The organism is Pseudomonas sp. FW300-N2F2, from assembly GCF_017351655.1.
GTDB classification, from domain to species: Bacteria; Pseudomonadota; Gammaproteobacteria; order Pseudomonadales; family Pseudomonadaceae; genus Aquipseudomonas; species Aquipseudomonas fluorescens_AA.
The window spans coordinates 2,035,718-2,051,400 of record NZ_JACNDQ010000001.1 but is presented as its reverse complement, the minus strand read 5'-3'; the positions used below and the strand labels follow the sequence as shown (position 1 = coordinate 2,051,400).

The window sequence follows — 15,683 nt, the reverse complement described above, 5'->3', positions numbered from 1 at the left end:
CACGCCTCGAACATCTCTAAGGCCTGATGGCGAAGCAACACTGTTTCATCCTGCAGTCTTGATGCATCAGCTTTGCATCAACTAATAAAAACCATCCTGTCACAGGAGAAGACGCATGACGAAGACGAAAACGACCAGCTCTCGGCGATCGCTAGCCGCTGGCGCTATCGGGAACTTCGGTGAGATCTACGATTTCGCTGTATTCGGGTTCTCAATACCCATTTTATCCGTTCATTTTTTTCCCGGCTCAGATCGAACTGCCGCGCTTCTGAGCACGTTCGCAGTCTATGCAGTGGCCTTCGTAGCCCGCCCCCTGGGTGGCTTGATGTTTGGCTATCTGGCGGACCGCCTTGGCCGTATCAGGGTCATGGCGATGACCGTTTGGCTCATGGCACTAGGCACCGCGATCATCGGGCTGCTTCCGACCTATGCAACCATCGGGATCGCCGCACCGTTACTGCTGTTGCTCTGTCGAATCGCACAAGGCTTGGCACTGGGTGGCGAAACGACCGGCTCGACCAGCTACATCGTCGAGTCGGCACCGGAAAACCGCAGAGGATACTGGCTTGGCTTCACGCTGATTTTCTCTCACCTGCCCAACGCCGTCGTGGCCGGTTTGGTCGTCGCACTCCAGCTTGGAGCGGGGGATCAAGCGTATTCAGACTGGGCGTGGCGCATCCCTTTCCTTCTTGGAGGCATTATCGGAGTTGTCGGGTTCTGGTTGCGCCGCAACATCGATGAGCCTGAAGAGTACAAGCAAGCCCGCCAGGCCAGTAAAGCCAGCAAAATCAAGAAAAATCCGCTGATCGCGGCCATTCGCTGCGGTGGATTGAGGGGTATGTTGCACGTGTTCATGGTCCAACCTGTTTTTTCGGTAGGGGCTTACCTATTGCTCGGCTTTATGTACACCTTTCTAATTGAGGTCGGGAAGCTGGATTCCACCTCGGCTTTAATCTCAAACGCCATCGCCGTCATCGTACTTTCAGCCCTACTTCCGTTAGGAGGTTTATTGAGCGATCGGTTTGGCCGCAAGCGAGTACTGACATTTGGTGCGGCATGGATAGCGCTCTCGGCATATCCGGCCATGTACTTGGCTGCCTCGGGTTCCTTCGCTAGCGCTGTGGCCGGGCAAACACTCCTCGCTGCCGGATTGGGGATTTATGGGGCAGCCAGCTTTGTGGCCGCAGCGGAATTTTTCCCGACATCGTTCCGTGCAACCGGACACGCGATTTCCTATCAGACAAGTGTCGCGATGTTCGGCGGAACGTGCCCATTGATCGCTGCGTACCTGTCCCAGGCGTTTGGCTCCCCGCTGGCGCCGGCCTTTTACGTCACGTTGATTGCCGTGCTCTGTCTGATCACAACTCAGTTTGTTCCTGAGACTCGTGGAGTAAACCTGCGCACCTCGGTGGGCAACAAGACAAGCAACAAGGCGAGTGAATTGCCGCAGCCCCAGAAAGCAATGCGGCAAGAGCTTTCTACATAACCCTTTTTGCAGTCAACTGATCGCTGAGCGGCTCAAGATGTGCGCGGACTGAAAACAGTCCGCCTCATCGGCTGAGCCGCCGAACATATCGCACCCGAACAGGATCGGTTGTAAAGGCGACTACCGCTCCAAATTGGCCGTTTGCCCGTCCTCCCTGTTTATGGGCTTAACTATGAAAATAAAAAACAAGCTTGTGCTGACGTTCGTATTGGTCGCGTTTATACCCGTGAGCTTGGTCGCAGTGATTTCGGTGACTAACACACGAACGCTGGCAGTTGATCAGTTTATGGATGGCAGTACGCGGGAAATACGTCAGATCGATGGCAACATTCGCCAGTTTTTCGACGCCAGCCAGCAAAATGTCGATCAAATGGCAACCGATCCAGTTTATGTATCGGTTGGCGCGCTGAAGAACTACCAGACCGGCGATGCCGCCAGCCGACCATTGCCTCCTGCGGCCCAGCAACTGATCGAAAGGTTTGCGCATTACGGTGCGGCCCACCCGTCCGCGGCGATTCTCTCCATCGGCCTGGAGGACGGCTCCTATGCCAAATGGCCAGATGATCCTCAGCTGGCCAACTACGATCCGCGTTCACGCCCTTGGTATAAAGCGGCGATGGCGAGCCCTGGAAAAACCGTACGAACACCCGCTTTTTATCCAGCCTATGATTACGGTAAGGAAGATGCAGCACTGGTGGGGACAGCCAGGGCAATGATCACGAGCGATGGCATCGTCAAAGGTGTGTTAGCCGTGAACGTGTCTTTGAAAAACCTCACAGAGCTGGTCAAAAGTATCAAGCTTGGCGAAAGCGGCTACGTGATGTTGATCGAGGACGGAATCGTACTGGTAGACCCCCGCGACACGACGCATAGCTTCAAGCCGCTCAAGGACCTGGGCGCGGCCTATGCAAAGTTGGCCACCATCCCGCAGGGATCAACCGAGGTTGAACTCAATGGGATCCCTTACATGGCCAACGTCTGGACGTCGCCTGATCTTGGCTGGCGCTATATCGGCTTGATCGAACGTAGTGAAGTCATGAGCGCGGCCACTCGCATGACCTACCTCACCACCCTCATCGTGGGAGGGTTGACAGTCATTTTTGCCTTGGTCGCCGTGGCATTTTCCAAGTCCATCGTCAAACCCATCAGCCAGGTCAGCACCGGACTGCAATCGATCGCACAGGGCGAGGGAGATCTGCGTCGCGAACTAGAGTTTCAGGGTAACGATGAAACCGCTGAACTGGCAGGCTGGTTCAATAAGTTTCTCAGCGCCATACGTCAGTTGATCCAACACATCGGCGCCGCATCGAGCAATCTGCAAAATGCCTCGAGGGTTAACAGCGAGGTAGCCAACAACATGAACGAGGCCGCCGGGAGACAGCGCGAAGCGGTGGAGTTGGTGTCGACCGCGTTCAACGAGATGGTCGCAACCGCCAATGAGGTGGCCCGTTCATGCAGCGGCGCAGCAGAGTCCGCCGAGAATGGACATCGCCGCGTGGCGGAGGGCAAGCAGCAGATCGAGATCACCACGGACAACGTGAATCGCCTGGGACGCCGTCTGACCGAGTCGTCGCAGTCCATGACAGAGCTCGAAGCCGGCAGTCGCAGCATCAACCAGATCCTTGGCACCATTCGCGCCATTGCCGAGCAAACCAATCTGCTGGCCCTGAACGCAGCCATTGAAGCCGCCAGGGCGGGCGATCAAGGCCGAGGATTTGCAGTGGTGGCAGATGAAGTCAGAGCACTGGCCAAGCGCACATCCGATTCGACCGGCGAAATCGAGCAACTGCTCGGCGCACTAGGCAGCAAGACCCAGGAGGTCATGGGCAAAATGGGTAGCTGCCTGGAGCTCTCGCACGCCAGCGTATCGTCCATCGAGAGCACTCGAGACAGCTTTGAAGGCATCCAATTGTCGGTCAATGAAATAAGGGATCAAAACCTGCAGATATCCGCCGCTGCTGAAGAGCAGCATAGCGTGGCCGAAGAGATCAATCGGCATATCCAGCAGATTTATGACGAGGCTCGGCTGGTGGAGAGCTTGGCCAACTCTGCACAAGATGACTCCGGCAAGTTGTCGAGTCTGTCAGATGAACTGAACGGTCTGGTGGGGCGCTTCAAATCGTGAACCGTCGTCGTTCGCCTGGAAGTCCCAACTGGTCCATTCGCATGGAAGTGACCAGCGGAGCGTTTCGTTCTCGCGATGAGCCGCTGTCAAGACATCCAGGCTTGAGGCCAGGCGCACATCATCAGTCGGATGTAGGGGCGGGCAAGGCCACCTCTCCACCGAATTGTCGCGATATGACTTCGGCACCCTTGATCGCCAATTCGATAAACTCCTTTTCATTCATGTTCATTCGGACAGTCGGTGCCCCCACCGACAAGCAATAGTGCACTTCTTGATTGACGTCCTTGATGGGTACCGAGATCGCCGAGATGCCTAACAGCCGTTCGCCATGGGAAACGGCATAACCCTGCTCCCGGATCATGGCGAACTCTTCAAGCACCGCGCCATTGGTGCGCTTCGTCGCTTTGGCAACATTTTTGACTAACGGGGTGAGCTGGGCTTTGGGCATATAGGCCATCAAGACCTTTGAAGCAGACCCTACCAACAAGGGAATCTGTTCACCCGCCTGGACCACCGCGCGCAACGGTGCCGAGCTGGTAGTGACCGAGTCGAGACAGACTCGATTGCGATCACTCACCGCATGAATGGAGACTGTTTCTTCAGTCTGCTCAGCGAGTTCTTGCAATACGGGTCGAGCGATCTCACGAATACCCAGGGTACTTTTTACCAGGCCAGCCAAGCGCGTGAACCGGAAGGACAAGCAATATTGCTGCTCGAGACGTACCAGGTAGCCAGCCTTTTCAAGACTCTGGACAATACGAAACGTCGTCGACTTCGGTAGCTCGATACGGTCTGCAATGTCTTGAAGCGTAAGGCTGCTGCGGTCTGAACTAAAGCTTTCGAAAACTGCCAAGATACGTTGCACAGAGCGCATCATTCTTGAAAAACCCCATCAAAATCGTTGATCGTAACGATCCTCCTCGACACGAAATGCTTCATTCGCCAACAAACGAGAATCAGTCTCAAAATAACATACTAGCATGACGCTATTTCACTCGCCAACTTCAGTTCCACCCACCGAACTTGAGAACGGAGGCACATCGCGACGGCTGGCGAACGCGCCTTGTTCAGTCGGGCACCGTTACCAGCTGCGTGCCCAGCCAACGTTTATCCGAAACCAACGTACGAACGACGTCAGCCAAAACAACACGTGCTGCCAAACCCGCCGGCGACAACTCATCGTCCGACAAACTGGCGACTTGATTCAAGCGGGTAAAATTGAACTCGGAAATGGGTACCGTATCGAAACGGTCTTTATCATGCCTTGCAAGTGCCGCGCTAGGTTGCACCGTCATCCCCAAGCCCGCCCCCACCGCGTCCATGAGTATCGCAAGCCCGTCGATTTCCGCGATGACGTTCATCGTGCAGCCTTCTCTTTCAAAAGCATTGTTTATCAGCGCCCTGAGGCCGTGCGTACTGCCGGGCAATATAAGGGGGACGTTGGAAAGCTCACTGATTGACAGCGATTCACTCTTGCGGACCAGGGAAAAGTCAGCTGCGGAAATAGCGAAAAGACGTTCATTTACCAGCGGTTGAGTGCTGAATCTGCGCCCATGATCAGCGCCAAACAATATCGCAAGATCGATCTGTCTAGCACTCAGCATCCGCTCCAGGTTGCCCGATAACGCCTCGACAATACGAAGGGAAATATCCGGGTATCGCTCTCGCATCGCCTCCATGAACGGCAGTGCAACGACGCCTGAGGTGGATGGAGCCAATCCCACCGTGACATGCCCGGCGAACCGTCCAGTCCGGGCCGCGTGGGCCGCATCCTCTGCGTTGCGCAATACCAGTTGTGCTCGATGCCAGAATGCCAATCCGGCGCTGGTGGGCTGCACGCCGCTCTTCTTTCTTAGCAGCAACCGAACGGACAGTTCATTCTCCAGTCGACTGATTTGTTGACTGAGGGCCGAGGTGACAACATCGAGTTCAAGCGCTGCTCGCCCCATGCTTCCACACTCAACTACCCGGACAAAGTAGCGCAGTTGACGCAGTTCCATCGGACACCTCCACTATCACAACGATGCCTGGACCGGTCGGTCCAGGCACGACACGCTATTTGCCGATAAAACGCGGTTTCCTTTTTTCCTTGTAAGCTTTGATGGCCTCCTTGTAATCATCCGTGGATTGCACCACGGCCATCTGCGCAGCCACCGACTCCAAGCTCGTCCGCAAATCAGTCCGCAGCGATTGGTATAGCAGCTTCTTTATGCTGCGTTGCTGGATGGGAGGGCCATCCGCCAGGCGTGTAGCAAAATCCAGCGTTTGCTGCATGAGTTCGTCATCACTGAATACTCGGTTGACGATGCCTAATGCCAACGCCTCCTCAGCACTGACGAAATCGCCCGTCCATAATAATTCCAGGGCTTTCGCGGTACCGACTATGCGCGGCAGCAAATAGCAGCCACCATTTCCAGGGATCAGGCCAACACGAATATAAGCCTCAGCAAATCGAGCCGACTCTGATGCGAAACGCATATCACACTGCAACGAAAGATCCATGCCCGCCCCCACCGCCGCGCCGTTTACCGCCGCGATGAGTGGCTTTTCAAAGTTCTCGATCGCTAATGCCACCTGGTGGGTGACTTTTTGCAATCTGATTTTACGCTCGAGCGGCGTTGGATCCCCCTCTGCGCTTTCGGCGGCCCGACGGCCCAGGTCGCCTCCGGAGCAGAATGCATCACCGGCACCGGTAATGACGAAACAACCGATGTCATCATTTTCATCGGCAGCCAGCAATGCAGTGCGAAGCGAATCCAGCATGCTCTCGCTCAAGGCGTTCTTTTTTTCGGGCCGGTTTAGCTTGGCTACCATCACCCGGCCAACGGTACTGACTTCTAGATCAGACATCATATTCCCTCAGTTCGATATGGACACGCCGCCCGTGCAAAACCACACTCGTTGCCCGCTGCGCTATTGCTCGGCCTGAGCCAGTGCACGGTGTCGTGCATGCTCGTCCCGAGCCTGCAACAATGCAGCTCTCAGCGAACGATTGAGCCACCGCTTGTTTTCGGCAAACGTGCGCGGGTTCTTTGCCCCCAACGCCTGCCCCAGCGCCGAAGCTTTCAAATGGAGTTCGTCTCGCAGGGCTACCTCGCGGACCAGCCCTCTCGCCAATGCTTCGGTAGCCTTCATCGCCCTGCCACTCTGAATCAGATCAAGCGCCAAAGCGCGTCCGCCGATGACCTCTAAAATGTTTGCACCCGAGAAGGTGGCGATACCCAAATCAATTTCGGGCAGCGACAGTTTCGCGGTATCGACGGCGACACAGGCATCCGCCAAGAGCGCAAGCATCGCGCCACCTCCCGTCGCGGTACCATTGAGCACTGTGACAACTGGCTTGGGGCAGTCCATCACGGCGTCCTGTAGCGCCGCCAACGCCAACGACCTTCGTTCACGCTGGCGTGCCGTATCACCATCCGCCGGTTGTTCACGAATATCGACCCCTGCGCAGAACACGCGCTCACCAGACCCGGTCAACATCACCGCGTTTATCTGCGGGTCATCAGTGGCCGCCTGCAGTGCAGCCGTCATACGCTCCATCATATCCACCGTCATCGCATTCGCCTTAGCGGCACGATTAAGAGTGATCCACAGGAGCGACTCATGTCGCTCAACCGTCAACTCGCTGGCTAGTTCATCCACGGACATCTTCCTCTACGTGCTTGTTTTTATTTCATCGAGACACACGACCCGAGTTCTACTGGGGAGTCTTTTGTCCCGACACAAACATGTCCGCGAAAAACTCTTCCTCGGGGAGTTTGCGTAAGGCCACAAAATCCTGCCTTGCCGATTGCACGACGACGGGCGCTCCACAGGCATAGACCTGATGCTGGGAAAGATCCTCGTAATCTTCCATGACTGCACGGTGAACAAAGCCGACCCGACCTTCCCATAGGTCGTCGGGGTGCGCTTCTGACAGGACAGGTATGAACGTGACGTTGTGACTTTTCGTCCAAGCCTCGGCAACGGAACTCAAATACAGATCCGAGGCCCTTCGCCCGCCCCAATAGAGCGTTATTTCACGACTCGATGCTTTTTCAAGTTCGCGCTCAATCATGGCTTTGATCGGTGCGAACCCTGTGCCGCTGGCAACGAAGACCATTGGTTTGTTACTGTCTTCACGCACAAAAAAAGTACCTAGCGGGCCTTCAAGGCGCACCAGGTCGTTTTCTTTCATGACATTGAAAACGTGTTGGCTAAACGGGCCACCGTAATTCCTGAGATGCAATTCCAACACGTTGTCGTCGGGCACGTTTGCCAGCGACAAACTGCGACGAATACCGCCTGGCATCACCACGTTGATGTATTGCCCAGGCAAAAACCTGAAAGACTCCTTGGCAGGAAGGCGCAGGCGAATTCTCATCACATCCTCGGCCAGGCGCTCGAGACGATCGACACGGGAAACAAGCCGACGAATAGGGATGTCTTGTGTTGCTTCCACCACCTCGCAGGCGATCGTCAATGCGGTTAAAGCCTTTGCCTGGCACAGGAGCGCGTATCCCTGCTGCCGGTCCTCGTTGGAAAGTATCGCCATGCTGGACTCCGCATGATCGACCACCCCGTCGAGTACTTTGGCCCGACAGGTTCCGCAGATGCCATTTTGACAACTGTAGGGCAGTTGACACCCGCTTTTGAGGGCGGCAGCAAGTATCGTATCGTCTTGCTGCACCTCGAACGTGCGGTCGATAGGCTTCACATTGACCCGATGCGTCAATGTGGCGGACAGGCTGTCATTCATAGCGATTCACCCCTTTACAGAATGTTTTGTACATTGCTCTTCCTCGCGACAAGCTTGGGGGCGGTTCATTAACCGCGCACAATCAAGGCGTCCGCGGCAATCACACCGTGGGGCAATACAAACATTGGATTGATGTCGATTTCGGCTATATCGCTGCGCTGCTGCCAGGCAAATTGCGATAACGCCACCAACGCGCGGGCAACAGCATCGACGTCAAGGGGAGGCGCGCCCCGAACCCCGTTCATGATCACGCTGCATTGCAATTCATCGAGCATTTCCATAGCGGTTGGCAGGCCGAAAGGGGCGATTCGACACGCGGAATCCTTCAGTACTTCCGCATAAATCCCACCTGCGCCGACTACCACCACTGGGCCAAATGAAGGATCCTTGACCACCCCGGCAATCAGTTCGAAGCCACCTGTCACCATCTCGGAAACGAGGACACCTTCAATGTGGGCGGCAGGCACATGCCGTTGCGCGCTGGCTAACACCTGCTCGATCGCTGACTCCAGCTCCTGGGCTGTCCGAATGCCGACCTTTACGCCGCCTATTTCGGTTTTGTGCGCAATGTCCGCAGAGACAATCTTGACGACTAGGGGCGCTTTGACTTTGTCGAACAGCGCAGTGTCAAAACCCTTCACGATCAGGTCGGTTGTGACGGGGATACCGATGGAACGCAGCATTTCCTTGGACTCGACCTCGGACAACGATGCCCGACTGCCAACGGCGGTGCTAAGCGGTACAGAAGCTCGCTCTACTTTGAGCCCCTCATCCTCTTGCATCTGCAAAATGCGCGATTGAGTCCGCTTGAATCGCATCAGCATTGCGATAGCTTTGGCGGCTCGCGACGGCGAAGGCAACACCGGAATTCCCGCATCAGCGAATACACGCAGCGCCTCTGCAACCTGAACGCTGGGGGCTGAGGAAAAAACCAGGATCGGCTTCGACGCCGACGCGGCAATTCGGGCCAATACCTGGGCTGCCGCCAGGCTGCCAGAGGCGCCTGTGGTTGCCAGGTTAATGCAAAGCGATCCTACGGCGGGGTCTTCAAGCGTCGCGCTTACAGCGGCTTCCAACTTCTGCGCATTGGCCGCTGAAAAATACCCTGCGGTAAGGTCGATTGGATTATGGACGGCCCCGATGTTAGGCACGACCGCCAGCAGCTTTTGCTGGGTATCGTTACCAAGTTCACACAAGGTCAGACCTTCAGGCTCACCCGCATCTGCGAATACGATCGCAGACCCGCCTGATACCCCCATCACCGCGACACCCCCATTGTCCGGGTATTTTTTGCTTTCCAATGCCTTGAGGAAATCCACTGCTTCATGGATCTCTCTGATCTCGACGATCCCCGTTTGCTTGAACAGGGCACGATAGAAATCATAGACACCCGTCATGCTGGCGGTATGCGATGCGGCCGCTAGTGCGCCCTGCTCGGTGACGCCCCCCTTCCACAGCAGGATCGGCTTGCCGCGCGCCGTAGCCTTGCGGCCGATTTCCAACAGCGCACGACCGTCATTGGTTCCCTCGATATAGGCGACGATGGTGTGTGTCTCGTCATCATCAAGCAGCGCCTCAATGAGCTGTACCGTGTTGACATCGCTTTCGTTGCCCGTCGCGATGACATGCCGGAAACCAATACCGGCTTCGGCACATGCAAGGGCGATGCTGTAGCCGAATCCCCCACTCTGCGTCACCAGCGATACCGACCCTTTCTCGAGTTTCGGTTCACGCGTAATGCTACCGAATGCGGCGTAGACACGAGAATGGATGTTGGCAAAACCGAGGCAGTTGGGCCCGATAATACGCATGCCCGCCGCCCGGGCAATCGCGAGCATTTTCTCCTCCCGGAGAATCCCTTCCGGACCGCTCTCTCGAAAGCCACCGCTCAGAACCACCGCAAAAGGAACCTTCTTCTGCGCACTCGATTCCAGCACGGCTAAAACACCCTGCGCAGGAACGCCAACCACTACGAGGTCGACGTCGCCTTCGATATCGGCAACGGACCCATAGCACTTCAAACCTTCAAAGGTTTCGTATTTGGGATTCACCGGATAGATCGCACCGGTGTATCCATTGCTCATCAGAGCTCTTACGGCCTGAGAGCCGGGACGTCCCGCATCCTCCGACACGCCTACAACCGCAATCGAACGTGGTTCAAGCAAGTTTTTGTAATTATTCATATCGGTACTGAAGCCCTTGATCGCTATCGAAAATCGGGAGACGAGGTAAAGAGATGCAGTCGTTTCTCTGCTCTCCCCAAAAGCAGAGCTGCCACGGTGCACTGTCGTCCGCAGCCAGCCGAAAGTCAATTATTTTTGGAATTGGTTCCAATGAATGAAACCTAAAACACCCTTTTACACAAGCTTGAACCGGCGCTAACCCAGCACGCATCTGTTACGCACAAGTTCCACTCATTGAAACTTGTGCTAATTATCAAAACACATGCTAGTATGATTTTGCGTCGACCGAGGGCAGCTACGGCCTCGTATGGACGGTTGATTTGTCCTGCATACATGCAGATTCAATAGGAGCATTGGTGATGATTTACACGCGCAGTGGGGCAGACGCCCTTGCAAACCGGAGCGTTATCGTTTCGCCCGGTACCGGAAACCAGCATTGGGGAACGACCTTCTTTGGCCCGCGGAGCTCTCAAGCGCGGGCCCCAGGCCCTCAGGCGACAATGTCTGAACTCAGAGCACACGAAGCAGTAGTGCCCCATTTCCACGGGGTGTCGATGTTTCAGTTGTTCATCGCTGGCAGTGGCACACTGGGTAATCGCGGGCAGGTACTTGAGCCGCTCACCGTCCAGTTCAAAGACCATCACACGGCTTACGGGCCGATCGTGGCGGGTCCGCAAGGGCTGTCCTTCGTCGCCATGCGGATGTACACCGGAAACTCCCAACCGGTCTATTTGAGTGAGCCTGGCTACCGGGAACAACTGCGTCCCAGCAAACGCCGGCACCTGACGTCCGAGCCCATCAAGTTCTCCATTGCCCCTGTGATGCAGGCCCGCGAAGAAGCGAGTTGGGAACTGCTTTTTGAAGATGAGGCAGATGGCCTGCGCGCTCAGGTATTACGATTGGGCGCTGGTATGAAGGTGGACGGTCCGCCCCCTGGTATTGCGTCGGGTTATTACGTTTTCGTCGGAAACGGCAGCGTGCTGCATGGCGAAGAGGAGCTTCCTCTCTGGTCCATGATCGTCGTGGAATCAACTGAGGAAAAGTTCGAGATCCAAGCAGGTGACCAAGGTGCCGAGGTTCTCGTGCTCCAGTACCCCCGGGAAGAGATTTGAAGTAGGGGTTCCCTCCGGCGAACTGACATTCGCTGGTCGTGTGCCCAACCTTAACGCGTAAGAAACACAGCTTCACCCTATCAAACAATAAACAAGTCTACGCCCCTGAGGGGGAGTAAAAGGCTTTGCACAATGGAGTTCGTTATGAGCATTGGCGTAACGTTCAATTTCAAAAGGCTGGTCGCGCCGATATCCGGCGCGCCCCCCAGCCGGCTATTCGCTACGACCGCTTTACCCACGCTGACACAACTCGACATGCCTGCACCGCACACAGCGATAAACGCGACAAGCATCCATGTCTGTAGGAAACGTTCGGATAGAAAAAGCACCAGTGCTCATGGAGCGCTCAAAAAACTCCAGCTCCGCAGCCTGCTGGCCTGTCTGGCCCTTGGCGCCGCCAGCGTCGCTACAGGCGCATATGCCGGGCCACTCCCCCCCTCTTCAGCATTGGCCTACGACAAGCAGACCCAAGGCCCAGTACCCATCCCGGTATCGGAACGAGGCCTTCCAACGGTTACTGCTCAAACCTGGTTCAAAGCATCCAACGAAGGACGGATACTGGAAGGCGCCATATTTGACCGCGAGGGCAACCTGCTTTTCTGTGATGTTTCGGGTAAACGCGTACTTCGCCTCTCGCCGACCAAACAGCTTTCAATCGTAGCCACGATAGAGAACCTCTCCCCTGGCGGACTGGCATTTCATCCCGACGGACGTCTGTTCATCGCGGCTCTCGATCTGAACCGCAACCTCGGCGCGATTTTCGCGGTCAAACCCGATGGCACGGGAATGCAAACCATCATCGCGCAAGACACCGGATTCATGCCCAATGACTTGGCGTTCAACAAACAGGGTGGTTTCTACTTCAGTGATTTCAAAGGTATCTCGACCGAGCCAAAGGGCGGGATCTATTACGTTTCTCCCGATCTTTCGCCTCCCGTTGTCGTCTTGCCGCATCTCTCGATGGCCAACGGCGTTACGCTAAGTCCAGACGGAAAAACGCTGTGGGCAACCGAATTTGGCCGCAACCTTCTGCATCGCATCGACCTGGCCAACGCTACTACCATCGCCACCATCAGTTCGTCCATCCCCTACCGTTTCACGGGGCCCTCCCCCGATTCGATGCGGGTCGACGCCGATGGCAATGTCTATGTGGCGATCTATGGGCAAGGTCGTGTAATGGTCTTTAACCAGATCGGTATCCCGATTGGCCAGGTGCTGCTGCCGGGGCGCGAACAAGGGCACAATCTGCTATCGACTAGCCTCGCAATTGATCCCCATACGAACACCTTGTACTCCGTCACCAGTGATGGAGATAAGGGGCAAGGAGCGACAATATTCCACGCCAAGGTGTTTACCCATGGCTTGCCGCCGGCGTCATTCAAATGAGCCGTCTCAATGTTTGTTCCCCACACGTGTGTCCTATTGATCACATGGAGAAACCCCTATGACCCCTATTGGCGCAGAGCCTGACTCTTTGAATGCCAAGCGCGATACGACAAAAGCCTCGCGATGGGTATGTCGTATCTTTGCCATTGTATTACTGATGCTTGGGCTGGCCCTTTCCATTGGCGGTATCATCTTGGTTGCGGACGCAGGTTCTGCGTACTACCTGATTACCGGGCTGGCCTTCATCACAAGCGCTGTACTTCTCTGGCGCGGCGATGCGCGAGGGATTTGGGTCTATGCCGCAATGCTGGTCTGGACCACGGCCTGGAGTTTGTGGGAGGTGGGTTTTAACGGCTGGCAACTGGCGCCGCGGCTCATTGGTCCGTTTGTTCTCGGCGCAGTACTTCTGCTACCGCATTTCACCCGACTCAAGCCAGCGCCGAGCACCCGGAAACTTCCACGCGGCTGGCCATCGTTTGCCGGCGGTCTGGTCGCTGCAATTGCTTTGGGGAGCGTCAGCCACGCTTTCGGACCCGATGCCCCGGACTTTCCGATGTTGAGACGCGGCGTGCAATCGCAGGCGCCAGCGAAACTACCTCAACCACTGGCCAACAACGAGCGTACCGACTGGCAAGCCTACGGCAATGACCAGGGCGGGACCCGCTTCAGTCCGCTTGCAGACATAGACACAACCAACGTCTCGAAACTGGTCAAAGTCTGGGAAGCCGACATGGCGCCAGTGAACGGCGATCTCAACGCGATCGAAGGCACCCCCATCATGATGGGTAGCTCCCTGTACGCGTGTGATGGCAATAACGGTATCCATGCATTCGATGCGGAAACCGGCAAAGAATTGTGGCGCCGCGACATTTCCAACGGCGTACCGCAGTCGGGCAAACCTTGTCGGGGTGTGGCGTACTACAAAGTGCCTGACGCCAATGGGTTTTGCTCAGAGCGCATCTACGCCCCCAGCCACAACCCCACGCTGGTGGCACTGGATGCGAAAACCGGTGAGTATTGCCCTGGGTTTGGTAACAACGGCGCAGTCGATCTGACAAAGGGCGTCGCACCTTACCCCCATGGCTTGTTCTATGTCAGCTCGGCACCGCAAGTCATCCGCGGCAAGATTGTCGTCGGTGGCGGCATTCCCGACGGGCAATACTGGGGTGGTCCGTCCGGCGTTATCAGGGCGTTTGATGCAGTAACAGGCGAACTCGCCTGGGCCTTTGATGCCGGCGCGCCAAATCGCCTCGGCCTGCCACCTGAAGGACAGTATTACACGCCTTCCACGCCCAACAGCTGGGCCCCGATCAGCGCGGATGAGAAGCTCGGTCTTGTCTATTTGCCAGTGGGCAACGCGACACCTGATGCTTACGGTGGGCAGCGCCGTCCCTATGACGAGGACATCTCCAGTGCGGTGATCGCTCTCGACGCGGAGACTGGTCGACTGCGCTGGAAATTTCAGGCCACGCACCATGACATCTGGGATTATGACGTCGCTTCTCAGCCCACTCTGTTGAATTGGCCTACCGCAAAGGGCATGCGGCCAGCACTGATCCAACCAACCAAGCGCGGCGAGATTTTCGTGCTCGACCGCGAGACTGGCGAGCCGATCAAGGCGGTGGAAGAACAGCCTGTGCCTCAGCGTGATATTGCTAAAGGCGAATGGCTGTCCCCTACCCAACCTGCCTCTGTCGAGCTCCCTGCTTTCAGGGGGCCTCAACTGCGCGAAAAAGACATGTGGGGGGCGACGCCGATCGACCAGATGGTTTGCCGGATCATGTTCAAACAATCGCGCTACGAGGGCCAGTTCACGCCCATCACGCTCGACAAAAATGTCTTGATCGATCCCGGTTCAATGGGGGGTGTGAACTGGAATGGCATCTCGCTGGACGTTGATCGTGGGCTGATGATCGTCAACTGGACTCAGGTCCCTGACCGAATCGAGTTGGTCACACGCGAAGAAGCAACGCAACGCAATTTCAGGATTGCACCGGGTCTGGACGCAGGGGGACAAGCCGAGCAGCCTATGCTTGACACGCCCTACGGTGCTTATCGGGTCAACTTCCTTTCGCAGCTTGGCATTCCTTGCAATGCGCCGCCTTGGGGCCTGATTGGCGCTGTTGATCTTGTCAGTGGCAAGCTCATCTGGTCCAAGCCATTTGGCTCACCGCGTGACATTGGCCCGTTCGGTCTGCCGACCCTGGTCTCCATCCCAATCGGTACACCGACCGCCGGTGGCGCCGTGACGACACGTGGCGGCCTGGTATTTATCGGTGGTGCAGCAGAGCATACGTTCCGTGCCTTGGATGCCGCCACCGGCCGGGAGCTGTGGAGCAGCCGCCTGGCCACCAGCGCCAATGCCACACCCATGACCTACCGCAGTCCTGTGAGCGGAAGGCAATTTGTGGTGGTCGCCGAAGGTGGGCGCCCGCATTATCGTACGAAGCCTGGTTCGAAGCTGGTTGCCTTTGCAATTCCAGACAGCAAGTGATCGCTGCTGACAATAGCTGATCGACTAAGGAGCCAGGCCATCGCGACCTGTCTCCAAAGTCTTGGACAGGGCAAATTTGCCTGCCTCTGAAATGGGTCTATATCCATTTCAGTATCAAAACGCCCGGTGCATTAGCATCGGGCGTTTTGTATTTCA

The 15,683-nt window shown here is 56.3% G+C and carries 11 protein-coding genes and 1 pseudogene; 6 read left to right on the top strand and 6 right to left on the bottom strand.

Annotated elements, in window-relative coordinates; translation table 11 throughout:
- Positions 1-115 precede the first annotated feature (115 nt).
- The 3 genes and pseudogenes from J4E63_RS09240 to J4E63_RS31195 all read left to right on the top strand — a co-directional run bounded on the left by J4E63_RS09240 (position 116) and on the right by J4E63_RS31195 (position 3,611).
- Positions 116-1,486, top strand: coding sequence for an MFS transporter (locus tag J4E63_RS09240; protein ID WP_060743014.1), 1,371 nt, complete (start codon positions 116-118; stop codon positions 1,484-1,486).
- A 160-nt stretch (positions 1,487-1,646) separates the two neighbouring features.
- Positions 1,647-2,756 (top strand): annotated as a pseudogene (locus J4E63_RS31200) (sensor histidine kinase); the annotation flags it as partial.
- An 87-nt stretch (positions 2,757-2,843) separates the two neighbouring features.
- Complete coding sequence (locus J4E63_RS31195; protein ID WP_374005037.1) at positions 2,844-3,611, top strand: methyl-accepting chemotaxis protein; 768 nt, start codon at positions 2,844-2,846, stop codon at positions 3,609-3,611.
- 121 nt (positions 3,612-3,732) lie between these two features.
- On the opposite strand, the gene J4E63_RS09230 is transcribed toward J4E63_RS31195, so the two are convergent.
- From J4E63_RS09230 to J4E63_RS09205, 6 genes are all read right to left on the bottom strand, one after another.
- Entirely contained in the window at positions 3,733-4,485 is a 753-nt protein-coding gene (locus J4E63_RS09230; protein WP_060743254.1) for an IclR family transcriptional regulator, read from the bottom strand.
- Between the two features lie 193 nt (positions 4,486-4,678).
- Positions 4,679-5,611: a LysR family transcriptional regulator gene (locus J4E63_RS09225; protein WP_013692814.1), complete on the bottom strand. Its 933-nt coding sequence runs from the start codon at positions 5,609-5,611 to the stop codon at positions 4,679-4,681.
- A gap of 55 nt (positions 5,612-5,666) precedes the next feature.
- Positions 5,667-6,461, bottom strand: coding sequence for an enoyl-CoA hydratase/isomerase family protein (locus J4E63_RS09220; protein ID WP_060743255.1), 795 nt, complete (start codon positions 6,459-6,461; stop codon positions 5,667-5,669).
- A 63-nt stretch (positions 6,462-6,524) separates the two neighbouring features.
- The gene (locus tag J4E63_RS09215) at positions 6,525-7,262 is read right to left on the bottom strand and encodes an enoyl-CoA hydratase/isomerase family protein (protein ID WP_060743016.1); all 738 of its coding nucleotides are present in this window, start codon (positions 7,260-7,262) and stop codon (positions 6,525-6,527) included.
- 49 nt (positions 7,263-7,311) lie between these two features.
- Positions 7,312-8,352, bottom strand: a complete 1,041-nt coding sequence (locus tag J4E63_RS09210; RefSeq protein WP_060743017.1) for a CDP-6-deoxy-delta-3,4-glucoseen reductase — start codon at positions 8,350-8,352, stop codon at positions 7,312-7,314.
- Between the two features lie 68 nt (positions 8,353-8,420).
- Positions 8,421-10,535 carry an acetate--CoA ligase family protein gene (locus J4E63_RS09205; RefSeq protein WP_060743018.1) on the bottom strand — a complete coding sequence of 705 codons (2,115 nt, stop codon included), beginning with the start codon at positions 10,533-10,535 and terminating at the stop codon, positions 8,421-8,423.
- A gap of 554 nt (positions 10,536-11,089) precedes the next feature.
- On the opposite strand from J4E63_RS09205, the gene J4E63_RS09200 reads away from it, so the two are divergent.
- The 3 genes from J4E63_RS09200 to J4E63_RS09190 all read left to right on the top strand — a co-directional run bounded on the left by J4E63_RS09200 (position 11,090) and on the right by J4E63_RS09190 (position 15,527).
- On the top strand, positions 11,090-11,647 hold the full coding sequence (locus J4E63_RS09200; protein ID WP_013692809.1) for a hypothetical protein: 558 nt from the start codon (positions 11,090-11,092) through the stop codon (positions 11,645-11,647).
- Positions 11,648-11,791: 144 nt separating this feature from the next.
- On the top strand, positions 11,792-13,033 hold the full coding sequence (locus J4E63_RS09195; RefSeq protein ID WP_203225771.1) for an SMP-30/gluconolactonase/LRE family protein: 1,242 nt from the start codon (positions 11,792-11,794) through the stop codon (positions 13,031-13,033).
- Positions 13,034-13,091: 58 nt separating this feature from the next.
- Complete coding sequence (locus tag J4E63_RS09190; protein ID WP_060743019.1) at positions 13,092-15,527, top strand: pyrroloquinoline quinone-dependent dehydrogenase; 2,436 nt, start codon at positions 13,092-13,094, stop codon at positions 15,525-15,527.
- The last annotated feature ends 156 nt before the right edge of the window (positions 15,528-15,683 follow it).